Raw genomic sequence first — 22,024 nt, 5'->3', positions numbered from 1 at the left:
TTAATGTATCACTGCGTCACAAGTTCATGCTCTTCCAAAAATTTCGTATTAAACTCACCTTTTACAAAATCAGGATGATCTAACAATTGCAAATGGAACGGGATTGTTGTATGTACGCCTTCAACGACAAACTCACTGAGTGCACGCTTCATTTTTGCAATTGCCTCTTCACGTGTTTTTCCGTGAACAATTAATTTAGCAACCATCGAATCATAGAAAGGTGGGATTGAATATCCCGGATATACAGCTGAATCGACGCGAATACCAAATCCGCCTGGTGGTAAGTACATTTCTACTTTACCTGGAGATGGCATAAATTTTTTGGCAGGGTTTTCCGCATTAATTCGGCATTCAATTGCCCAACCATTAAATTGTACTTCTTCTTGCTGTAACGATAACTTTTCTCCAGAAGCAACAAGAATTTGTTCTTTAATTAAGTCCACCCCTGTTACCATTTCAGTAACTGGATGCTCAACTTGGATTCTCGTATTCATCTCCATGAAATAAAAGCTTTTCGTTTTATATTCATAAATAAACTCAACCGTACCAGCACCTGTATAATCAACCGCTACCGCCGCTTTAACTGCCGCCTCACCCATCTGCTTACGCACATTTTCATCAAGTGCTGGTGATGGACTTTCTTCTAGTAGTTTTTGCAAGCGGCGCTGAATTGTACAATCACGCTCTCCTAAATGAATGGCATTTCCGTGTGTATCTGCCATTATTTGAATCTCAACATGGCGGAAATCTTCAACGTACTTTTCTAAGTATACACCAGGGTTCCCAAAAGCGGTACTAGCTTCTTGCTGTGTAATTTGAATTCCTTTTACAAGCTCTTCTTCATGGCGCGCAACACGAATACCTTTTCCGCCGCCACCTGCAGTCGCTTTAATAATAACAGGATATCCAATTTGATTCGCAAGTTCGATCGCTTCTTCGGTATTTTTAATAATTCCTTGTGAACCTGGTACAATCGGAACCCCTGCTTCTTTCATTGTATCACGAGCAACGTCTTTTGTGCCCATCTTTGAAATAGCTTCTGGACTTGGACCGATAAAAATTAAGTTACATTCACGGCATAGCTCTGCAAAATCTGCATTCTCTGCTAAAAATCCGTATCCTGGATGGATCGCATCGCAGCCTGTTAACTTCGCAACACTAATAATGTTCGTCAAATTTAAATAGCTTTCTTTCGAAATCGTTGGTCCTACACAGTACGCCTCATCAGCAATTTGTACGTGAAGTGACTCTTTATCTGCTTCTGAATAAATTGCGACTGTTTCAATATCCATTTCTTTACAAGCACGAATAATTCGTACAGCAATTTCCCCACGATTGGCTATTAATACTTTTTTTATCATCACAAAGACTCCCTTATTACGCTTTTACAAGAAATAGCGGTTGTCCATACTCAACAAGCTGTCCGTTATTAACAAGAATTTCAACAATTTCTCCATCTACATCTGCATCGATTTCGTTAAATAACTTCATAGCCTCGACGATACATACGATAGAATCTTTCGATACTCTATCCCCTACACTTACATATGGAGGCGTATCAGGAGAAGAAGAAGAATAGAATGTACCTACCATTGGTGATGTAATTTTATGTAGGTTTTCATTCTGAACAGCTTTTTTCTCTTCTTGTTTTGGCACTTCCACTTGCGCTGCCGCTACTGTTGTTTCAACTTCAACAGGTGCTACTGGTTGCACGGCTTGTTTTGCTACAGGTGCTTGCACCGCAACAACTTCATTACCACGCTTTTTCATTTTGATTGTCGTACCATCTTTTTTGTATTCAAATTCATCAATATTAGAGCTATCAATTAATTTAATTAATTCACGAACTTCTTGAATTTTAAACATGTAAAATCCACTCCCATACTCTTGTTTGTCCCGTTTTTACAGATTTCTCGTCACTAAAAACTAGATTGACTGTAAAAATACGATGTACTCTATTAGAAAATGTATTTCATTTACTAATAGAAATAGTTACTATTTCCATCTTACGATAAATTTTTTAAACATTCCAATTTATATTTCTTTATAATAAATCGAAATTCCTGTACAAATGTTATCCCAACAAAAATTTAATACCTAGTAATAATACCAAGTTTCACATGAAATTGGCAAGACCACTTCCTAAAAAACATCCACTACTTATTCAAAACTGTACATAGTAAACACCCCACTCCCGCTCTACTCTTCGCCACATCTACAGTCAATAACGTATTTTTACCAAATATTATTTTTTTGTTTACACGTCGTTCATCATTCCTTCATATAAGAATAGTATGTTCAAAGTGTAGAAAATATATTGTATCGAGGTGTGGACATATGATATGGCTCATTCTCTTCTTACCTGCCGTAATGGTCTGGGCATTCGTTCTCTTCATCCACGTCAAATCCGGAAAAAGTAATCATCGCTACCATGAACCACTAATCTTTTACTCACAACGTATTTCTCCGTTCCGAGTTGAACATAATAAAAACAATTACAAAGACGAAACAGAAAAAAGCTATCGAAAATGATAGCTTTTTTCTGTTATTATTTTCACTCCACTGATTAAAGTTCTACTTTATCTAACTATTTTCAAACAATCCGATTCTTAAAAACTAATAATCCGCGAGGGATTTCCCCGCGGATTATTAGTTTTTATTTTGTTGGTGGATCAAATTTTACACCTACATCTTTTGATCCGCCTTCACTTCTTACAAGTTGTATAATCTTATTCGCTTCTTTTTGTGAATGCTTTGCTGCTTTTACAGTTACTTTAATGTCAGTTCCATCAGCTCTTACAAGAGCATCTTTATATCCACCTTGAGATTTAATTACTGTCTCAAGTAATTCTTGTTTCGTTTCCATTGTCGTAATTGCATCAAAATTATCTTTTGCTTTACTCTTTTCTGTTGCTGAAGATTTTGCTGAATTCATCACTTCTTGTAATCTTGCTTTTTGTTCACTTCGCTGATCTTCCATTTGCATACGTAATGCTGTAAAATTTTCATCACTTGATTGAACTGTTACGTTAGCTTCTTTTTTACTTGTTTCTTTTGTAGCACTCTCTTTTTTATCTGTTTCTTTGTTTGTTTCTTTATTTGATGTTTCCTTGTTTGTATTTTCTTTTTTAGGCGTTTCTTTAGGCGCTTCGTTTGTTACTGCTTTATCAGTACCTTGTTTTTCTTGTCCAATCTTTTCACCTGTTGCCGGCGATGCTGTATTCATTTTGTCTGGAGTTGTTACGTAATACACAGATAGTACAACAACTAAACTTAACATCGTTAATAGCCAAACCGTTTGTTTTTTTAACACTTTATTTCCTCCCTATCAATTTTTCGGTGAAACTGAAACGCGATGGGCTGGCACATCTAGCAGCCGTATTACAGCTTCTTTTACCATCGCTTTAACTTGTATATTATCCACTCCCTTTGCTACGACAAGAACACCTCGCACTTTCGGTTTCTCTGTTCGTAAAACAACGGGAGTTTCTTTATCCCCTTCACGTATAATGACTGTCTTTTCATCAAGAGACTCGTCTTCTACTTCCCTCTTGCCGCCTGTTTTATCTGTTTCACCTGTTGTTTGTGAACGTTTCACTGTATTTTTTTCTAATATTTTTTCCTCTGATGAATCTAAATTCACATTAATCGTTACATCTTTTACTCCTGCTATTTCTTCTAAGGCTGCTTTTAATTCTTGTTCATACGCTTTTTCATATTTTTCTACATTTGACATATTATCATTATTTTTTTGTCCAAAAGTTGGTACATCTTTTTCTTGGTTTTGCGTTTTTTGTTCTTTAAATACAGGTACTTCTTCTTTTTTACTTGAAAAAAAACTACTAGAAAACATAAGCAACATTCCAAGTATGAGTAGGACAAGTAAGAACTTAGGTGTTACCTTTTTTCCCTTCTCATTACTTTCTTTTTCATCTCCATTCAATAAGTTTCGAAAAAATGAGAACTTCGAATTTTTATCTTTATTGTCCATTTACTCTACCTGTCCTCCCTTCCATTTGAACTTGGATTTGTTTATTCTCTAGTTGCCACCTGCTTGAAAAGAAGTCTTTCATTTCTACATTCGTTTCCTCTACTTTTTTCGGTGGTTCTTTCGTGTTAATTTCAACTGGTTTTACTGTTTCGATTGCATCATTTTTACTACGTTCCTTTTCTTTTAACGTCACAACAACAGATTGAATATCTTTCGCTGACTTTACTTCCGCTGTGCTTTCCGCCGCGACTATTTGTATTTCAGAGACTGACATACCATACTGTTTCTCAAACTCTTTTCCTACTTCTTTTTTCATTTTGGTAGCCATCTCTTCTAAACTATATGCACGTGTTAGAGCTTGTATTTCTTTTTTCTTCGAATCTATTGAATTTTTTACAGATCCTTCTGCTACGTACTTCTCTTCATTAAAATTTGCGATTACTTCATTTACATCTGTTTGCAATAGTTTAAAAAGCGGCGTTAAAATTAAAACAACTAATAATAGACTTACAACGAATTTAACGTACTTTTGCAAATTAGAATTTGGAAGAATAAGATGAAGCATTGTAGCTAAGAGTAAAAAAACGATAATATTTCGAATCCACTCTGTAACAAATTGCATACCCTTCACCTCCTACCGCATCATAAGTGTAATGTTCCCCGCAGCAATAATAATTGTGATACTTAAAAAGAACATAAACGATACGATAGCTAAGCAAGCAAATACATAAATAATGCTCCGTCCAATGATATCTAAACATTGAATAATTGCTCCGCCGCCAACTGGTTGCAATACTGCTGCTGCGAACTTATAAATAAATGCGATGCAAAAAATTTGAATCGCTGGAAAAGCGACAATTAAGCATAGAATGACGAGCCCGATAATTCCGACTGTGTTTTTTAATAATCCCGACGCACTAATAACTGTATCCGCTGCCTCGGTAAACATCCTTCCTACCACGGGAATAAAGTTCCCTGTTACAAATTTAGCTGTTTTCACAGCGATTCCATCAGCAACAGCTGTCGCTGTTCCTTGTACAGATAATACGCCTAAAAAAATCGTTAAAAAGATACCGATAATCCCGACGCTAACGTTTTGGAGAAGCTTGGACAATTTCGTAACTTTATATTGGTCACTCATCGTACTTACAATACTTAATATCGTTGCAAGTAATAAAAGTGGTAGAACGATATAATTCATCAGAAGCCCACTCGTATTCATTAAGAAGATGATAATCGGATGAAAAAACGATACGGATACAACACCACCGCCTGTCGCTATGAGTGCTAGCAAGATAGGCAATAACGCTAATATGAAATCTACCATTGTTTGTATCGTTTCTCTTGCATATGTCATGACGACATAAAAGCTATTTAAAGCGAAAATAATCAGTACCATATATACAACTGCATCAGCAATTTTACTTACACTACTCTTTGAAAATGCCGATTGCAGTGATTGCAATAATGCACTAAAAATTGTGAGCATAATGAGCGTTCCAAGTAGTTTCCCATTTGCAACAAGCTCGTGAAATAAGTACTTTAATAAACCTAACATCCACTCTTTTATAGAAATTTCTTTTTCTCCCTTTACAAACTCCATAAAGCTACCTTTTTGACTCTCTGGTAAGTAACCTCCATATTTTGTAACAAGCCCGTCCCAAAATTGCTTCACATCTTCAATTCCGAGCTTATCCAATTGTTGATCAACGACGTTTGTTTCTACAGGAGAAGCTTGTACAACAACCGGTAAAGAAAAGAAAAGGAAGCAAGCAAATAGCAGCTTAGCTCCAAACCCCCTCAACATTCACTCCCCCTTATCCCGTCGGTAAAAATCCGAGAATAGTTTCAATTACAACTGTCAAAATAGGGATCGCCATAACGAGAATTAAAATCTTTCCAGCCAATTCAATTTTCGAAGCGATTGCCCCCTGCCCTGCATCCTTTGTAATTTGCGCTCCAAACTCAGCAATATAAGCAATCCCAATAATTTTTAGCAACGTTTCTACATATACGTTGCTAACTTTCGCTTCACTCGCTACTCTCTCAATCATTTGTAAAATAGCGTGAATTTGATCGATTAAAAGAAGGAACATTACGCTACCTACGAACACAATAAATAATGACGTAATGCTGGATTTATGCTGATTCAATACAGCTGCTAAAAACGTAGCAACGAGGCCTAATCCGACAATTTGTATAATTTCGATTCGAACCGCCCCCTTTACTGGAAGAGAAAGACACTTTTAATCTTGTCGAATAGCGTATTAATTAAAAATGCGACATGAAATAAAATAACGACAAAACCGACAAGGATAACCCAATTTGCAATATCCTCACGCTTTAATTCTTTTAGTACAGTATGAATGAAAGCTAAAACAATGCCGATTCCGGCGATTTGAAATATTAATCCAACATCAATGGACATCGTCTTTCTCCCTCCTATAGCAGTAAAATTACGATAAGTAGCCCCGCTAGTACTCCTAAGCTCTTAATCATCTTTTCATATTGCAGTTGTAATGCTTTCGCTTCTTCTTCTTCTCTCTCTAAATGTGTAATACATAAGCGAATATGTTTTTGCTGTGATTCACGATCATGTTGTCCAAGCGTTTCACCAAATTGCTGCAAAATCTCATACTCCGTTTGTTGAAATGCTGTTAGCTTCCAATTTTCTTTCAAACTATCTATCCAAGCTTCTCTTACTGTTTGTTCTCCGCTTTCTAGCCTGCTAGCGAAACTTTGAAATATCCAATTTAACGGCTTCGGCATTTGTTTTACTAATCGCTCAGCGGCTTCAGACAAAGGTGTATGCCCATACATAATTTCTGCCTCTAATGATTGAAGTGCCGCTTTTAATAATCTAAGTTGCCTTGGCCTCTCACTGTATCTTTTAGCGTATGAAAACCCGAAGAAGGTGCTGACCGCAACGATTAACACTGCACCAAATATTTTTACCATACGCCCTCAGCCTTTCTATGAGGTAATACCGATTTTCCATTCTTATCTTTCACTTGCATAACTGTTCCTGGCCCTCTTGCTTTTGACAATTCTACAAACCTATCAAAAATGCCGAGCTCTAGCACTGCCTTTAATGATGGGCGTTTCACAACATCATCATAAGAAAATCCATGTGCACTTATAAAAAGCTGAACTCCTGCATGTACTGCCTCCATAATTGCCTCACTATCTTCTTTACGACCAATTTCATCCACAATTAATATATCCGGGCTCATAGAACGAATCATCATCATCATTCCTTCAGCTTTTGGACATGCGTCTAACACATCTACTCGTGTGCCAAAGTCATATTGTGGGATACCTTTCACGCAGCCAGCAATTTCTGACCGTTCATCAACGATCCCCACTTTACACGAAGGTATTTTCGAAGCACTTACACCTTGACTCATGCAACGTGCTACATCTCTTAAAAGTGTTGTTTTCCCCGTTTGTGGCGGGCCAATTACCATCGTGTTTAACCATCGTGATTCATACAAATAGGGCAAAAGCGGTTCAGCAATTCCTATTTTTTGACGAGCAATACGAATATTAAAAGAAGAGACATCTCGAATCATTTTCACTGTGCTTTTTTCTGTAATGACTTTTCCTGCTAAGCCAATTCTATGCCCACCTCGAAGTGTTACATACCCACGCTTTAATTCTTCTTCCATCGTATAAATTGAGAAGTGACTTAACTTATTCAATAAGTAAAGAGCATCCTCTGCTGTAACGATATAGTCATAAAAAAACACTTCACCATGAGCAATACACTCTAGCGGTCTTCCAATTCGAACACGGATTTCCTCTAGAGCATCGTACTGCTTACAATTTCCCACTAACTGCTTCATCGTTTTTGGTAAAACTTCTAATACTTCTTTCATCAGCTTCGCCCCACTATACTCGACTTACTTATTTCAACAACGCGATAAAAATGCAGCCAATTCCAAGCGCTAGAAAAAAGAGTTTCAAGAAAGAGATCTCACTTGCCACACTCGCTATGCCTATTGTCATTGTTAAAATTAATACGGTCGGTCCAACAAACGCCAACATACCATTTATAAACAATGCTTTCTTCGCATCATTCACATAAAGCATAAGCAAAGCGGCGAATATTTCCGCGCTACCTGAAAACAACCGAAGCAGCCCCATTACAAGCACAGATGTTTCCATTGCCGCTAGCCACTGTTTCATTCTCCCACCTTCTCCCATAACGGTTACTAGTGCGTGTGCTAAAAAAGAATATATTTGTACAACCATATGCAGAGGTTGTCTATTTCAGAATTAAAAACATAATTTTTATCTACCGTCTTCCTTTAATCTGAATATTCTTATTTCTGATTATGTATTATGGTATATTTAATTTAAAAGGGGAATAGACGATGCAGCAAGTTACTTTAGTACCACTAGATTTACGCTATGCAAATGCGATTTTCAAGCTATCAAGTGATCCACATATAAAAAACGCATTAGGAATAAAAGTAGAAACAATCGAAGACACGAAAGCATTTCTTCTTTTCACAATAGAAGAAGAACGCCAAAAGAGATCTTTATCAAGAATAGTTGTAAATGAAGAAAATGAAATAATTGGTCTCACCACACTTAAACATATTAATTATGAAAAGAAACAATCTCACATTGGTAGTTGGCTCGGCTATCCGTACTGGGGAAAAGGATATAATCAGGCTGCAAAAAAAGAAATCTTGAAAATCGCCTTTTTAGACTTACAACTTTCCTACGTATTTGCTGGTGCTAAAACGAATAATATTCGCTCTATAAAAGCACAAGAAAAACTACCTTATATTTCATTGCATGTGGAAAACAAGTTTCCAGACGAACACGCTGCACTAGAGAAAGAAGTAAGGTCACCTTGCTCTCTGCACGTCGTGTCACGCGAAAAATTTTTAAACTGGTTGGAATTACAAAATGAGGAGGAAAAATATGAAGGCATTGAAAATTAGTGTAACCGTTGTAGTAGAATTAGCTCTTATTTATCTTTTTTCATTATTGGTCGGCTGGTCATTTATGGAGGCCTTTTTCTTTGGTAGTTTAGCGATATTCGGGGCAATTTGGCTCATTGCTTTAAATATAAATCAAAATAACAACATCGATCACACTATATATAAAACAGGTACGGTAAAACCTTTTCAAATGACATGGGGTCCTTACACAACAGGTGCTGCTAGTCTTACAGCTTTCAGTTTTATAATAACCACTATTTATTATCTGCCCTATTTCCTATAAATAAAAAAGCACTCGTGATTATCACGAGTGCTTTTCTACTATGCACGAGAAACGTATTTACCTTCACCAGTGTTGATGATAAGTGTTTCGCCTTCGTTAATGAAGATTGGTACTTGTACAACAAGGCCAGTTTCTAATGTAGCTGGTTTTGTTACGTTAGAAGCAGTATCACCTTTAATACCTGGCTCTGTTTCTGTAACTTGTAATTCAACTGTGTTTGGAAGTTCAACACCAAGTACTTCGCCTTGGTAAGTCATAATAGATACTTCCATGTTTTCTTTTAGGAATTTAAGCTCGCGCTCGATTTGTTTTTCACCAAGTTCGATTTGCTCATAAGTTCCGTTATCCATAAATACGTGAGCCTCACCGCTTGCGTATAAATATTGCATACGACGGTTTTCGATGTGTGCTTTTTCTACTTTCTCACCTGCACGGAATGTTTTCTCTTGAACAGAACCTGTGCGAAGGTTACGTAGTTTAGAACGAACGAATGCAGCACCTTTACCTGGCTTTACGTGTTGGAAATCAAGTACTTGCCAAAGGCCATTATCCACTGCAATTGTTAAACCTGTACGAAAATCGTTTACTGAAATCATGTAAAAAAATCCTCCTGTATGTTACAAAATAATAAGTTCTTTTGGTGATTTCGTAATTACTTCATTACCTTCACTTGTTACAATGATATCATCTTCAATACGTACGCCGCCAATACCTGGAATATAAATACCTGGTTCTACTGTTACAGCCATACCTGATTCAAGTACTGTATCAGAACGGAATGCTAAACCTGGTGCTTCATGGATTTCAAGACCGATTCCATGACCAGTAGAATGTCCGAAGTATTCACCGTATCCTTTTTCCGTTATGTAATCGCGCGTTAACGCATCCGCTTCACGACCAGTTAAACCAGCTTTAATACCGTTCACACCACGTAATTGTGCTTCTAAAACGATATTATAAATTTCTTTCAATTTATCAGATGGTTCACCAACTGCTATCGTACGAGTAATATCAGAGCAATATCCTTTGTAATAAGCGCCGAAGTCTAATGTAACGAAATCTCCTGTTTCTATCACTTTTTCAGATGCCACGCCGTGCGGTAATGCCGAACGAAGACCTGAAGCAACGATAATATCAAACGAAGAAGATGTTGCTCCTTGTTTTCTCATGAAAAATTCAAGTTCATTTGACACTTCAATTTCAGATACTCCCGGGCGAATGAATGATAGAATATGTTCAAAGGCAGCATCTGCAATCTGTGCAGCTTCCTTTAATATCTTAATCTCTGAATCAGTCTTTATCAAGCGTAACTTTTCTACAAGCCCAGAAGTTGGGATAAATTCAGCATCGATTGCTTCTTTATGCGCTGAATAAGAACTATATGTAAGAGTATCTTGCTCAAAGCCAAGCTTTTGAATTCCTAATTCTTTCACTTGCTTTGCAACTTCATCAATGATTAGTCCTGCATGCTGTACAATCTCGTATCCAACCGCTTGTTTAGTAGCTTGCTCTACGTAACGGAAATCTGTAATAAATTGAGCGCGGTTTTTCGAAATGAGTACAACACCAGCTGTTCCTGTGAAGTTAGCCATATATCTACGACTATGTTCATTTGTTAACAAAATACCGTCAATACCAGCCTCATCAAATGCACTTCTTAATCTTTCGATTTTCTCCATTACTTTATGCCTCCCTCAATTTCTCCATTAATGCAAATAACGCTAACTTATAGCCATAAAAACCAAATCCAACAATTTGTCCCGCACAAACAGCTGCCGTCACAGATTCGTGACGGAACGACTCACGCTGGTGAATGTTAGAAATATGTACTTCAATAACAGGAATCGAAATGCTCGCAATTGCATCTCGAATCGCATAGCTATAATGCGTAAATGCTCCAGGATTTAAAATGATCCCTTCATATATATCTTCTGCCTCATGAATACGATCGATAATCGCACCTTCATGATTCGATTGGAAACATTCTAACTCCACTCCCATTGCTTCTGCTTCTTGCTTCATATCTGCTTCAAGTGTCGCTAGCGTGCCCTTTCCATATACATTTACCTCCCTGACACCGAGGCGATTTAGGTTAGGACCGTTTACGAGGAGTACCTTTTTCATATGCTTAAAACTCCTTAATATTAAATATCTATATAACATTTTAACATAGGAGTTACTTATTTGAATAGTTTGTCTTCTCTTCCCCTTCTCGCTCAACTTTATTCGTATTTACTGCGTAGGAAACAGAGTATGCTATAAACACACCATACAATATAAAGATGCATATTGTCGTCACAATTGTTTCTTTCGGTAAATGGAGTGCACTTTTAATAGCAGGAGCTATTAACCCCACTCCGAAAAATAGTAACGCCCACCAAAATAGACCATAAATCATCCCTGGAAGAATTCCTTCAAACTTTGCCAAAAACGCTTTATACAAAAAGGCAATTAAAATCGAAAGTAGTGCCATACAAACAATTCCTGACACATTGCCCCATACCCCTTCTTTCCAGCTTCCAAAGGCAAATGGTAATAATAAATAGTTCGGTCCCGCTTCTGTAAATGAAAATATATGAAGGAAATACCATATCCCTCCCCAAAACAATCCACCAAATAAACCAATTTGTACAAAATTCCTTGTTCCTAATTGTTCTTGACTCACATCGACACCTCCACTCAATAGTATGCCCGAAACTATTTTGAACCATGTTTAAATACTGCGAAATTTGTCTATAAAAAGAATAAGAAATGTCCGACTCTCGTAACATTTTTCCTTGTCATATACTTGTATTTGTCGATAAAATAAAGGAAACTCGGTGATTGTCTTATTTCAAAATGACAGAACCCAGTATGACAATTGCCTCTTTTTCCACATAAGAGAGAAACAAATACAGGTTGGTGTTAATAACATGGCAGAAGAGTCAAAACAAATATATGGCGGGCAAGCAGTCATAGAAGGAGTTATGTTTGGCGGTAGAGAATATACTGTTACAGCGGTTCGTCGTAAAGATAAATCGATTGAATTTTATCGATTACCACGCGTTCGTAATAAAGCATTATCTATCCTGAAAAAAATTCCATTTTTACGAGGGATTGCCGCTATTGTGGATGCAAGCGCGAACGGAGCAAAACATTTAAACTTTGCTTCAGAACGATTTGATGTTCACCCAGAAGAAGACGAACAAATTGCAAATAAAAAAGAAGAACAATCGAAGTTAACGATGGTATTAGGAGTTGCAGCAGTTGGCGTTTTATCTTTCATATTCGGTAAAGTCATTTTTACAGCAGTTCCTGCATTACTAGCTGAATTAACGAGACCGATTTTCCCATCTCATACAGGGCAAATCATTGTCGAAAGTGTCATTAAGCTCATGCTATTATTGAGCTATATATACTTTATTTCTTTAACGCCACTCATTAAGCGGGTATTTCAATACCATGGTGCGGAGCATAAAGTAATTAATGCCTATGAGAATAATCTTTCATTGACTGTAGAAAATGTTCAAAAACAAACTCGCCTTCATTATCGTTGTGGCAGTAGCTTCATTATATTTACAGTCATTATTGGAATGTTTGTTTATTTCCTTGTCCCTACAGATCCACTTTGGGCCAGAGTGGTAAACCGAATTTTATTAATTCCAGTCGTTCTCGGCATTTCTTTTGAAGTGTTACAATTTACGAATCGATTACGCGATATTCCAGTATTACGCATACTTGGATATCCCGGATTATGGCTACAACTATTAACAACGAAAGAACCAACAGATGATCAAGTGGAAGTAGCCATTGCATCGTTTGAAGAATTATTACGTTTAGAAAACAAACAATAATTATTTAAAAATGGTGTTCAACTCCTTTCCTCATCGTTAATATACTAATTTTAATATATGTTTTTAGGAGGTGTTCCTTATGAACGGTCGTTCGTTTACTTTCGCTATATTTGTGCTTATTATCGGATTAGCAATATTCGGCCTTGTTTCATCTGTCATTACAGATCCAATGGGAGTGTTAAGAAATATTGGTATCATGTTGGCTGTCGTTGGTATCTTTTATTTACTCTACAAAATGTTTACAAACTCTAGCGGTTCAGCAAATTCGCAAAGCTCATATAAGCGTGCTGCAAAACAATCGAGCCGCAAACATGGGAAACAAAATGTAGCACCCCTAAGCAATTCTTTCTTTAAATCAAACGCTTCTAATGACAAAGGGAAAAAAGGTACTCCTTCCACTTTGAAGCGAAAAAGAAAACAATCTCATTTAACTGTCATTGAAGGTAAAAAAAACAAAAAGAAAGACCGTGCTTCCTTTTAGGAAATACGGTCTTTCTTTATATTTTGCAGTACTTCTTTCAAACTTTTATCTTTCATACTTTCAATTCGAAGGTGATGATTTGCAAATGGTAAATTACGTGTCACATCATTAGGTACAACGACGCACGTTAACCCTGCTGCAATCGCTGCTTTCAATCCGTTTAACGAGTCTTCAAATACAACCGCTTCAGACGGATTAATCCCTAAATCTTCTATCGCAATTCGATAAAGTGCTGGATCTGGTTTTACCTTTTCAACATCTTCTCTCGTTTTAATGATTTCAAAATAATCTCGAATTTGTAGCTCTTCCAAAAAAGGAATCACCCATTCTCTAGATGAACTAGAAGCTAACGCGATTTTTAATCCCATTTCTTTCGCTTCTTGTAAGTATTCTTTTACCCCGTCACGAGCTTCTGGTATTTTCATTTTCTCTTTATGTAAAGCTTTCACTTTTTCTTTTACTGCATGCTTGTTAAACTTCTCTTTTAATTGGTCATTTAAATATGCATACAATACATCATCTGTCGTTCCAATACACTTTGCAAATTCTTCTAAAGGTAACTCCCCACCGTACTCACGAACGGCGTCTCTGAAAGAGTGAAACCATATTGTTTCTGTGTCCACAATTAATCCATCAAAATCAAAAATAATTGCTTTCATAATTCTCCCATCCTTTTCGATTGAAATAAAAAAGGAAACGACTTACGTTCCCCTTAATTACTTTTCTCTTCATTTGCTTTTTGAACGCCACGAAGTGTTTCCACTCGAATCTCATCTTGTTCAAAGTATTGTACTAAATCACCAATGCGGTCAATTGCTTCCCAGCTTAAATGATGTTCAATTCCTTCTACATCATTGTAAATCTTACTTTCATCCACACCGATAATACGCATAAATTGTTCTAACAATTCATGACGATATACGAGACGTTCTCCAATTTTTTTACCTTTTGATGTTAATACAAGCCCTCTATATTTTTCATAAATTAGATATTCATCTTTGTCTAATTTTTGCACCATTTTTGTTACAGAGGATGGATGTACACTAAGCGCTTCAGCAATATCAGATACGCGGGCATAACCCTTTTCATCAATCAACAAATAAATTTGTTCAATATAATCTTCCATACTAGGGGTAGGCATCGGTTTCCTCCATCCAATTTCATTTTGCTCATTCCGTACGAAGCAATCAATAAAATGATACACCAGAAAGAATAACGTGACAAGTTGAAAACAAGCCTAAATATATAAAACAAAAAAGAATCTGTATTTGCATACAGACTCCTCCTAAGTAAAGTATTGTATTTCTGCATCAGGAAAAAACTCATATATATAACCTCTTATCGTTTCTTCCAATACTTCCGCATCATCTTTTTTATATACATATTTCCCGATGCCATATCGTCCCCATTTATATTTACGCTTCTCTTCATCCATTTCAAGCTTCGTACTCGGATAACGCTCCTGAATGACCTTTTTTGCTGGTTTTGTAAAGCGATGTTGAATTAATTCAAATGTTAAATTCGGTATGTACAAATCTTGTAGTGCATTGTACAGTCGCTCAAATAGTTCACGATATCCTTCTTCCCATCCTTCATGCATATAAAGCGGCGCAACTATAAATCCAAGTGGATAACCCGCGCCTGCCACTTTACGAGCAGCTTCAATTCTTTCTTCAAGTGGTGATGTCCCTGGCTCAAAATTTTTAATTACATACCGTGAATTAATACTAAACCTAAAACGAGTTTTCCCGTTATGTTTTGCATCTAATAAATGATCAACGTGCGAATATTTCGTAACGAAACGTAAACGCCCATATTCACTTTCTCCAATAAACTCTATCGTCCGCTTTAATGCATGTGTTAAATGATCAATTCCAACGATATCTGATGTACAAGCAGCTTCGAATCTTGTTATTTCAGGTGCTCTTTCATCCATATATTGCTTTGCTTTCTCAAATATTTCTTCAAGATTCACATACACGCGAACGTAAGGCTTACTCCCAAGTGTCGTTTGTAAATAACAATAATGACAATGTCCCATACATCCTGTTGCAAGCGGAATCGCATATTCAGCTGACGGTTTTGACGTATCAAACTTTAATGTCTTCCTCACCCCAACGACAAGCGTTGATTTTGCATTACGATACTTTTGCAAATCATTTTCACCCGGCAAATTTCTAATTTGATTATGGGATGTCGTTTCACGAATCTCTAGTCCCATCTTCGTAAACTTCTCATACAGCTCTTTTCCAAGTGGGTATTCAAGTGCCTTCGGTTCAAAATAAACAAGTTTTGGCATAAACGGTTTCATATGCTTCCCTCCTCTCGTTATTATGGGAAACGTTTAAAAATTAACACGCATTAAAGTTTTCCACTTCAGTAACTTGCGTTGCAAGTTACTGAATGTTATAATTCGGATAACAGCTACCTTGCACAGCAAGTTACCTGAGTAAAAGGTGGTGAAATCATGCACAGCCAAATGTTAAAAGGTGTGCTCGAAGGTTGCATCCTATACATCATTTCACAAGAAGAAGTGTACGGATATGAACTGAGTACAAAATTAAATAAACATGGATTTACATTCGTAAGTGAAGGAAGCATATATCCGTTATTGTTACGTATGCAAAAAGAGAAATTGATTGAAGGAACATTAAGAGCCTCCTCACTTGGCCCAAAGAGAAAATATTATCACGTAACGGATAAAGGGTTAGAACAGCTTGAAGAATTTAAACAAAGCTGGGGAATGGTTTCAACAACGGTGAACAATTTATTACAGGGGAGTGATGGGGATGAATGCACAAGACATGATTAAATTGAACAACAAAAAACGCGAACTTCTAACACCTGAAAATGAAGTTGCTTATAGCGATATGTTAGTTTATCTTCGTTTATCTAACGTGCCAGAGCAACAAGTAGAAGAACTATTACTAGAAATATTAGATCATCTCATCGAAGCACAAACAGAAAATAAAAATGCTTATGACATTTTTGGTGATGACTTACAATCTTATTGTGATGAACTCATATCGGCTTTGCCGGTTCAAACAATGTTAGAAAAAACTTCTTTAATCGGCTTTGTTATTAGCTTACTTCTCGCTATACAGTTTGGAATGGACACCATTGCTTCTCTTTTCATCTTCTTTTTTGAAAAGAACACCGAAATAATAAGTCCACCTTTTAGTATCCTTGGAACTACTTTGTCTGTTTCAATAATTATACTAGGTATACTATTTATTTTATATTTATTAAAGCGGTACTCCTTTGATCAGAAAATGAATTGGAAAAGAAGAATTCTATTTGGGTTCGCATTTGCTATCCCGTTTTGTTCCGCTATATTCTTAAATATTTATTTTAAAAAACAACCTTATCTCATTTATCATCTAACCTTTTGGCAAAATGCTTTAATTGCTATATTATTTTTCATTTTATATAAATTGCTATACAAAAAATCAAATTTTTAGCAGCCCTTCAAAAGGCTGTTTTTCTTCTGTCTAATTTTACAAATCGAAAAATTTCATAAAGAAAATAAGAAAAATGCAAAATAATTAAAGTTAATTGTTGACGTGATGCTTTTATTATCGGTATCATAAATCTTCGTGAGCAATTATTTTTCGTTATACGATTTTTTTATTATTACTGAATTTTTGAGAGGAGAAATTAGATGTCAGTTAAGAAGAAAACGCAAGTACGCACCGGCAAAATGGTACGTGAACTAATGTTAGCAGACGAAGATGTAAATGCTTCGCTAATTATGGTATATAGTGAAAACGGTGTAAACGCAGAAATTAAAATCGAGGGCTTAACGCCGAAATGTAACGAAGAATTATTTTTGAGCGGAAACGTGGATTGGAACAAGAGTGTTATTTATAAAATTGTTGATTTCACTGGAAACGCTGAAGTTGGTAAAGTTACATTAACAGCGATGAACAAAAATAATGTTTCTCTAGAAATAGAACGCGTTATGTGGAGTAAAGAAAATAAAGAGGCAGCTGAACAAGAAGAAACAGTTGTAGAAGCTACTCCGAAAAAAGAAGTAGTTGTAGAAGCTCCTAAAGCAGTTACACCTGCTCCCAAGCCTATTACACGTGTGGAAACACCTGTTACAGCACCAACACCTAAGCCTACTCCGGCACCGACACCGAAGCCAGTAAGTGTAGAAGCAGCTGTGGAATTATCTACTCCAGCACCTGTGAAACGAGAAGTACCAACTCCAGTTACAAAGCAAGAGACAGCACCGGTCGCGCCTGCAAAACCGAAACAACCTGCTTTGACTGAAACAAATTCAAAACTACAAGAAAATTATGTGAAACTCGTGAAAAAGACAATTGAAGTTTGTCAAGATTACGAGCTTGGCATCGACATAGATGATTCTATTGAAGGCTTAAAAGAAGAACTACAAAGCCAAGGTATTAGCGTTACATTTGACAAAGAAATTATGGACGTTGTAAATCGCCTTCGTTCTTTACAAGATAAAGGAATCAAAGTAGAAAAAGTACTTAATTTACTATAAAAAAATAAGAGGCGGCAATTGCCACCTCTTATTTTTTATAATTCCATTCTTTACTTTCATACTTTTCTTTCGCTAATGTTTGCACTTCATGTAATTGTTCTTCTGTTAATTCATACGGAACAAGCTCTACATCTAATCCTTTTTCAAACCCAACCTCAAACGCTTTAGTTAACTGCTCGATTGTAAACGTACGGTCTGTTAATTCGTTAATTGCTACCGCTTTAGATGAGAACATACTCTTCATACGTTCTTTCACACGTTCATTCGGGAATAAAAACAGATCATATAACTCATCTAAATCTATTTCTAATGGAATCGACCCGTGCTGTAAAATAACACCTTTTTGACGTGTTTGCGCACTACCAGCGATTTTTCTTCCTTCTACTACAATTTCATACCAAGACGGCGCATCAAAACATACGCCTGAGCGTGGATTTTTTAAATTTTCACGATCTGCTTCTGTTTTTGGAACTGCATAATACGCTTCTAACCCTAATGCTTTAAAACCATCTAATAAACCTTGCGAAATAACACGATACGCTTCTGTAACTGTTTTTGGCATATTCGGATGATCTTCAGACACAATAACACTGTACGTTAATTCTTTATCATGTAGTACACCCCTACCACCTGTTTGACGACGAACGAATCCATATTTCTTTTCGTTAACTACATCCATATTAATATCTTTTTCAACACGCTGGAAATACCCGACTGTTAATGTTGGTACTTCCCATTCGTAAAAACGAATGGTTGGTGGCATTTTCTTTTCACTTTGCCAATTTAATAAACATTCATCTAACGCCATATTAAATGCCGGTGAACATTGACCAGAGTTAATATAACACCATTTTTCTTTTCCCATCCTGCACCTCATATAACCAATTATTTTTCACATTCTCTAGTCTACCAAATTCGACAAAATTTGTGAAAGAATACGAAATTTCTTCTTATATACAAATGAATCTGTTGCATAAATACATACGGGCATTATAATATTGAAAGTAGGATAAGAAAAAAGGGAGCGATAGAATCGTGTCAACAACTTGGATTATTTTATTAGCCGTAATCGTAGCGTTCATCGGTTACACTGTATGGATGTATTTCTATCAGAAAAAATTAATTACAACACTTTCAGAAGAAGAGTTTCGCGCTGGCTACCGTAAAGCACAGCTTATCGATATTCGCGAAGCAGACGAATATACTGCAGGGCATATTTTAGGCGCACGTAACATTCCGTTATCACAAATTCGCCTTCGTCATAAAGAACTTCGTAAAGATCAACCAGTTTACTTATACTGTCAAAGTGGATTCCGTACTGGCCGTGCAGCTCAATACTTAAAGAAACAAGGCTACAAAGATTTCTACCAATTACAAGGTGGATTTAAAACGTGGACTGGAAAAATTAAAAAGAAATAATAACATACAAAAACTAGCTGAATGATTCAGCTAGTTTTTTCATTCCATATTATTTGCAATGTATAATAAATTTTTCTTAATCACATCTTTATCATTTTCTTGTGCATTACGATACAGGAGCTGATATTCAAGTCCTTTCTCTTTCCATATAAGCGCAGCAAATTCGTCTCCTCGCTCGGAGTCATCCTTATTTTTAAAATAAGCGAATGCTCCATTATTCAATTTCATTTGTTCTTGAAATCGTTTCTCTTCCACAAGATCTGGAAAACTATAAGGAAAGTTCGCAACATTTAACTCAATATACTCATTTCTACTTGGATCCTGCTGTTTATATTTGATCATTAAGACAGCGTTCTTTTTTCCAATCGTTCTGACTTCTCCCTTCACATCACTCGTAATGTCATACGGTAAAAACGCCGGCACTTTAAATTTCACTGGAAAATATTTCGAAAGCTCCTTCAGCGGAATTGGATCCGTAACACGATCCATAGCTCCCCCTGTTGTTCCCACAAATTGTTTTTCTTCTTGCATCGTTTGCTGAAACGAACATGAACTTAGCACTAGACTAGAAAACACGAAACAAATGATTCCTTTTTTCAATTTGTTTCCGCCCTTTCATACCGCTATCTTTATGAACCAAGTGTTTATATGCTATTCATATTCGCCTCATTAACAAACTCCCCCTCTGAAAACTTTCCATGTTATTCCCACACATTTTGACAAAACTTCTTTTATAGACGCAAAAAAGACCCCCTATCATTCTCACGCTCAAATAAAAAGGTTACGCGAATAACAGAAGTCCTATTTATAACATAGTTTGTGAAAAGCTTTTCAGGTCAAGATTTTTTCATTCTTATTATTTTCCCTTTATAATAAGGAGAGAGGTGATACATATGGCCAATATAAAACAAATTGCAAAAACCGCTGGTGTATCCATATCAACTGTTTCTCGCGTCCTGAATAATCACCCTTACGTAAAAGAAGAAAAACGTAAACGTGTTCTAGACGCTGTTGAAGAATTGAACTATGCCAAAAATATAAATGCTATTCACTTAATAAAGGGAAAAACATATACGATCGGTGTTATGCTCCCTTTCATTAACCTTCCATACTTCAGTACCATTATTGAAGGAATCGGCAACGAAGCGTTAGCAGCTGGATATCACATTAATTTATGTCAAACGAATTACGATAGTATCGAAGAAATTCGTGTTCTTGAAATGATGAAAATGAAACAATTCGACGGGATGATTATTTGCTCTCGAACGAGTTCATGGGAACAAATTGAACCTTTCGCAAAATTTGCTCCTATTATTTCATGCGAAAAAATGAAGCACCCCCTCATTTCATCTGTCTACGTAGATCATTATGAAGGCTTCCGTCTTGGCACCACCTATTTACTCAATAAAGGCCATGAAAAAATCGGGATTTGTTTAGCAAGAAAAACAAGTGTAAATTCCATGGAACGTGAAAAAGCGTTTGCTGATACACTTCGTAACGAAGGTAAAACGTCACATCCCGAATGGATTTTTCACCAATGCTATACAATGCAAGACGGTGCAAAAATACTCCATCGTATTTTAAACATGAAAAATCGTCCAACCGCTATTTTTACAGCGAACGATCAAGTTGCAGCTGGTTTATTAACAGAGGCTCGAAAGCAAGGTCTTCGAGTACCCGAAGACCTCGCTATCCTCGGATTTGATAATCATGAAATTTCAAAGGCGTTAGAAATTTCAACAATTGAACATCCCGGTCTCGAAATGGGCTCACATGCGTTTTCTTTATTCCATAAACAAATCCAAAGTGAGCAAATTATCGGGAACGCAAAAGAGCTTTCATTCCATTTAATTGAGCGAGATACTGTCTAAAAAGAGCGTTACCTATAGCGCTCTTTTTCAGTTCTTCACCTATTGACTTTATATTTTTACTCGCATATAATGAACCTAACGAACGGTAGGTAGGGGATGAAAATGACAGCAAACCGCATTAAAGCTGTAGCACTTTCTCATTTCGCACGCTACGGCTACGAAGGAACTTCATTAGCAAATATTGCTCAAGAAGTCGGGATTAAAAAACCATCAATTTACGCACACTTTAAAGGAAAAGAAGAGCTATATTTTATATGCTTAGAATCCGCTCTTCAAAAAGATTTACAGAGCTTCACAGGCGATATCGAAAAGTTTTCAAATTCGTCTACTGAAGAATTGCTCTTACAGTTACTAAAGGGCTATGCAAAACGATTTGGTGAAAGTGAAGAATCAATGTTTTGGTTACGAACTTCTTATTTTCCACCTGATGCATTTCGCGAACAAATTATTAATAAAGCAAATGTACACATTGAAAACGTCGGAAAACTTTTATTCCCTGTATTTAAAAGAGCAAGCGAACAAGATGAGTTGCATAACATTGAAGTAAAAGACGCCTTAGAGGCTTTTCTATGCTTACTTGACGGTCTTATGGTTGAACTACTATACGCAGGTTTAAATCGTTTTGAGACACGTTTAGACGCTTCTTGGAAAGTATTTTGGCGTGGACTTTCAAACTGACGG

Annotated in this window: 31 protein-coding genes; 11 read left to right on the top strand and 20 right to left on the bottom strand. The window is 36.4% G+C overall.

Features of this window, described 5'->3' with window-relative positions:
- Nucleotides 1-8 precede the first annotated feature (8 nt).
- Nucleotides 9-1,361, bottom strand: a complete 1,353-nt coding sequence (gene accC, locus AC0NJG_RS05645; protein WP_000592876.1) for an acetyl-CoA carboxylase biotin carboxylase subunit — start codon at nt 1,359-1,361, stop codon at nt 9-11.
- 16 nt (nt 1,362-1,377) lie between these two features.
- Nucleotides 1,378-1,866 (bottom strand): acetyl-CoA carboxylase biotin carboxyl carrier protein, encoded by a 489-nt coding sequence (gene accB / locus AC0NJG_RS05640; protein WP_000472870.1) that lies wholly within the window; start codon nt 1,864-1,866, stop codon nt 1,378-1,380.
- 471 nt (nt 1,867-2,337) lie between these two features.
- On the opposite strand from accB, the gene AC0NJG_RS05635 reads away from it, so the two are divergent.
- Nucleotides 2,338-2,532 (top strand): hypothetical protein, encoded by a 195-nt coding sequence (locus AC0NJG_RS05635; RefSeq protein WP_046957516.1) that lies wholly within the window; start codon nt 2,338-2,340, stop codon nt 2,530-2,532.
- 124 nt (nt 2,533-2,656) lie between these two features.
- On the opposite strand, the gene AC0NJG_RS05630 is transcribed toward AC0NJG_RS05635, so the two are convergent.
- Genes AC0NJG_RS05630 through AC0NJG_RS05590 form a run of 9 tightly spaced genes read right to left on the bottom strand, consistent with a single transcriptional unit; the run spans nt 2,657 to nt 8,179 of the window.
- Nucleotides 2,657-3,313 carry a SpoIIIAH-like family protein gene (locus tag AC0NJG_RS05630; RefSeq protein WP_000914702.1) on the bottom strand — a complete coding sequence of 219 codons (657 nt, stop codon included), beginning with the start codon at nt 3,311-3,313 and terminating at the stop codon, nt 2,657-2,659.
- Between the two features lie 15 nt (nt 3,314-3,328).
- Complete coding sequence (gene spoIIIAG / locus AC0NJG_RS05625) at nt 3,329-3,991, bottom strand: stage III sporulation protein AG (RefSeq protein ID WP_000368876.1); 663 nt, start codon at nt 3,989-3,991, stop codon at nt 3,329-3,331.
- Nucleotides 3,981-4,613, bottom strand: a complete 633-nt coding sequence (gene spoIIIAF / locus AC0NJG_RS05620) for a stage III sporulation protein AF (protein ID WP_001161052.1) — start codon at nt 4,611-4,613, stop codon at nt 3,981-3,983. The genes spoIIIAG and spoIIIAF overlap by 11 nt, the downstream gene beginning before the upstream one ends.
- Nucleotides 4,614-4,625: 12 nt before the next feature.
- A complete protein-coding gene (spoIIIAE, locus tag AC0NJG_RS05615; protein WP_000943695.1) occupies nt 4,626-5,798 on the bottom strand; it encodes a stage III sporulation protein AE in 1,173 nt (390 codons plus the stop codon).
- 10 nt (nt 5,799-5,808) lie between these two features.
- Entirely contained in the window at nt 5,809-6,192 is a 384-nt protein-coding gene (spoIIIAD, locus tag AC0NJG_RS05610; RefSeq protein WP_077317075.1) for a stage III sporulation protein AD, read from the bottom strand.
- Nucleotides 6,193-6,215: 23 nt separating this feature from the next.
- The gene (gene spoIIIAC, locus AC0NJG_RS05605; protein WP_000020914.1) at nt 6,216-6,419 is read right to left on the bottom strand and encodes a stage III sporulation protein AC; all 204 of its coding nucleotides are present in this window, start codon (nt 6,417-6,419) and stop codon (nt 6,216-6,218) included.
- Between the two features lie 14 nt (nt 6,420-6,433).
- On the bottom strand, nt 6,434-6,949 hold the full coding sequence (gene spoIIIAB, locus AC0NJG_RS05600; RefSeq protein ID WP_000238697.1) for a stage III sporulation protein SpoIIIAB: 516 nt from the start codon (nt 6,947-6,949) through the stop codon (nt 6,434-6,436).
- Nucleotides 6,943-7,869: a stage III sporulation protein AA gene (gene spoIIIAA, locus AC0NJG_RS05595; protein ID WP_087954326.1), complete on the bottom strand. Its 927-nt coding sequence runs from the start codon at nt 7,867-7,869 to the stop codon at nt 6,943-6,945. Before spoIIIAA ends, spoIIIAB begins: the two co-directional genes overlap by 7 nt.
- Before the next feature lie 28 nt (nt 7,870-7,897).
- Entirely contained in the window at nt 7,898-8,179 is a 282-nt protein-coding gene (locus AC0NJG_RS05590; RefSeq protein WP_000816054.1) for a YqhV family protein, read from the bottom strand.
- Nucleotides 8,180-8,367: 188 nt separating this feature from the next.
- On the opposite strand from AC0NJG_RS05590, the gene AC0NJG_RS05585 reads away from it, so the two are divergent.
- Together AC0NJG_RS05585 and AC0NJG_RS05580 are read left to right on the top strand one after the other, a co-directional pair.
- Entirely contained in the window at nt 8,368-8,946 is a 579-nt protein-coding gene (locus AC0NJG_RS05585) for a GNAT family N-acetyltransferase (protein WP_087954325.1), read from the top strand.
- Nucleotides 8,927-9,229 (top strand): hypothetical protein, encoded by a 303-nt coding sequence (locus AC0NJG_RS05580; RefSeq protein ID WP_087954324.1) that lies wholly within the window; start codon nt 8,927-8,929, stop codon nt 9,227-9,229. Before AC0NJG_RS05585 ends, AC0NJG_RS05580 begins: the two co-directional genes overlap by 20 nt.
- A 38-nt stretch (nt 9,230-9,267) precedes the next feature.
- On the opposite strand, the gene efp is transcribed toward AC0NJG_RS05580, so the two are convergent.
- From efp to AC0NJG_RS05560, 4 genes are read right to left on the bottom strand one after another with little or no spacing between them, the layout of a single operon-like run.
- Nucleotides 9,268-9,825 (bottom strand): elongation factor P, encoded by a 558-nt coding sequence (gene efp, locus AC0NJG_RS05575; protein WP_000626508.1) that lies wholly within the window; start codon nt 9,823-9,825, stop codon nt 9,268-9,270.
- A gap of 21 nt (nt 9,826-9,846) precedes the next feature.
- Nucleotides 9,847-10,908, bottom strand: a complete 1,062-nt coding sequence (gene pepQ, locus AC0NJG_RS05570) for a Xaa-Pro dipeptidase (RefSeq protein ID WP_087954323.1) — start codon at nt 10,906-10,908, stop codon at nt 9,847-9,849.
- A gap of 4 nt (nt 10,909-10,912) precedes the next feature.
- On the bottom strand, nt 10,913-11,353 hold the full coding sequence (gene aroQ / locus AC0NJG_RS05565; protein WP_000757082.1) for a type II 3-dehydroquinate dehydratase: 441 nt from the start codon (nt 11,351-11,353) through the stop codon (nt 10,913-10,915).
- Between the two features lie 52 nt (nt 11,354-11,405).
- Nucleotides 11,406-11,894: a YqhR family membrane protein gene (locus tag AC0NJG_RS05560; RefSeq protein ID WP_140168625.1), complete on the bottom strand. Its 489-nt coding sequence runs from the start codon at nt 11,892-11,894 to the stop codon at nt 11,406-11,408.
- 247 nt (nt 11,895-12,141) lie between these two features.
- Here AC0NJG_RS05560 and AC0NJG_RS05555 point away from each other — a divergent pair, with 247 nt between their 5' ends.
- Nucleotides 12,142-13,062 carry a DUF1385 domain-containing protein gene (locus tag AC0NJG_RS05555; RefSeq protein ID WP_000807112.1) on the top strand — a complete coding sequence of 307 codons (921 nt, stop codon included), beginning with the start codon at nt 12,142-12,144 and terminating at the stop codon, nt 13,060-13,062.
- 79 nt (nt 13,063-13,141) lie between these two features.
- Entirely contained in the window at nt 13,142-13,543 is a 402-nt protein-coding gene (locus AC0NJG_RS05550; RefSeq protein WP_014893520.1) for an SA1362 family protein, read from the top strand.
- Here the strand turns inward: AC0NJG_RS05550 and AC0NJG_RS05545 are convergent.
- The 3 genes from AC0NJG_RS05545 to splB all read right to left on the bottom strand — a co-directional run bounded on the left by AC0NJG_RS05545 (nt 13,540) and on the right by splB (nt 15,854).
- The gene (locus AC0NJG_RS05545) at nt 13,540-14,202 is read right to left on the bottom strand and encodes an HAD family hydrolase (RefSeq protein ID WP_173601272.1); all 663 of its coding nucleotides are present in this window, start codon (nt 14,200-14,202) and stop codon (nt 13,540-13,542) included. The two genes, AC0NJG_RS05550 and AC0NJG_RS05545, sit on opposite strands and share 4 nt — an antisense overlap.
- A gap of 53 nt (nt 14,203-14,255) precedes the next feature.
- Complete coding sequence (mntR, locus tag AC0NJG_RS05540; protein WP_001143075.1) at nt 14,256-14,684, bottom strand: transcriptional regulator MntR; 429 nt, start codon at nt 14,682-14,684, stop codon at nt 14,256-14,258.
- Between the two features lie 144 nt (nt 14,685-14,828).
- Nucleotides 14,829-15,854: a spore photoproduct lyase gene (gene splB / locus AC0NJG_RS05535; RefSeq protein WP_087954319.1), complete on the bottom strand. Its 1,026-nt coding sequence runs from the start codon at nt 15,852-15,854 to the stop codon at nt 14,829-14,831.
- 156 nt (nt 15,855-16,010) lie between these two features.
- Here splB and AC0NJG_RS05530 point away from each other — a divergent pair, with 156 nt between their 5' ends.
- From AC0NJG_RS05530 to AC0NJG_RS05520, 3 genes are all read left to right on the top strand, one after another.
- Nucleotides 16,011-16,355, top strand: a complete 345-nt coding sequence (locus tag AC0NJG_RS05530) for a PadR family transcriptional regulator (RefSeq protein WP_087995615.1) — start codon at nt 16,011-16,013, stop codon at nt 16,353-16,355.
- On the top strand, nt 16,333-17,004 hold the full coding sequence (locus AC0NJG_RS05525; protein ID WP_131100714.1) for a DUF1129 domain-containing protein: 672 nt from the start codon (nt 16,333-16,335) through the stop codon (nt 17,002-17,004). The genes AC0NJG_RS05530 and AC0NJG_RS05525 overlap by 23 nt, the downstream gene beginning before the upstream one ends.
- A gap of 200 nt (nt 17,005-17,204) precedes the next feature.
- Nucleotides 17,205-18,053 carry a hypothetical protein gene (locus AC0NJG_RS05520; protein WP_048550780.1) on the top strand — a complete coding sequence of 283 codons (849 nt, stop codon included), beginning with the start codon at nt 17,205-17,207 and terminating at the stop codon, nt 18,051-18,053.
- Nucleotides 18,054-18,081: 28 nt separating this feature from the next.
- Here AC0NJG_RS05520 and AC0NJG_RS05515 read toward each other — a convergent pair whose 3' ends face one another.
- Nucleotides 18,082-18,918, bottom strand: a complete 837-nt coding sequence (locus AC0NJG_RS05515) for a lipoate--protein ligase family protein (protein WP_087954316.1) — start codon at nt 18,916-18,918, stop codon at nt 18,082-18,084.
- Between the two features lie 170 nt (nt 18,919-19,088).
- Between AC0NJG_RS05515 and AC0NJG_RS05510 the strand changes: the two genes are divergently transcribed.
- Nucleotides 19,089-19,472, top strand: a complete 384-nt coding sequence (locus AC0NJG_RS05510) for a rhodanese-like domain-containing protein (protein WP_000108655.1) — start codon at nt 19,089-19,091, stop codon at nt 19,470-19,472.
- Between the two features lie 39 nt (nt 19,473-19,511).
- Here AC0NJG_RS05510 and AC0NJG_RS05505 read toward each other — a convergent pair whose 3' ends face one another.
- Nucleotides 19,512-20,048, bottom strand: a complete 537-nt coding sequence (locus AC0NJG_RS05505; RefSeq protein WP_140168628.1) for a DNA polymerase III subunit delta — start codon at nt 20,046-20,048, stop codon at nt 19,512-19,514.
- Nucleotides 20,049-20,365: 317 nt separating this feature from the next.
- On the opposite strand from AC0NJG_RS05505, the gene AC0NJG_RS05500 reads away from it, so the two are divergent.
- Entirely contained in the window at nt 20,366-21,343 is a 978-nt protein-coding gene (locus AC0NJG_RS05500) for a LacI family DNA-binding transcriptional regulator (protein WP_143881499.1), read from the top strand.
- A 96-nt stretch (nt 21,344-21,439) separates the two neighbouring features.
- On the top strand, nt 21,440-22,021 hold the full coding sequence (locus AC0NJG_RS05495) for a TetR/AcrR family transcriptional regulator (protein WP_003267456.1): 582 nt from the start codon (nt 21,440-21,442) through the stop codon (nt 22,019-22,021).
- Nucleotides 22,022-22,024 lie beyond the last annotated feature (3 nt).

It is taken from the genome of Bacillus sp. SSR7, from assembly GCF_055902415.1.
Note: the sequence above shows the minus strand (reverse complement) of the source record. Positions and strands in the feature narration are given on the sequence as shown.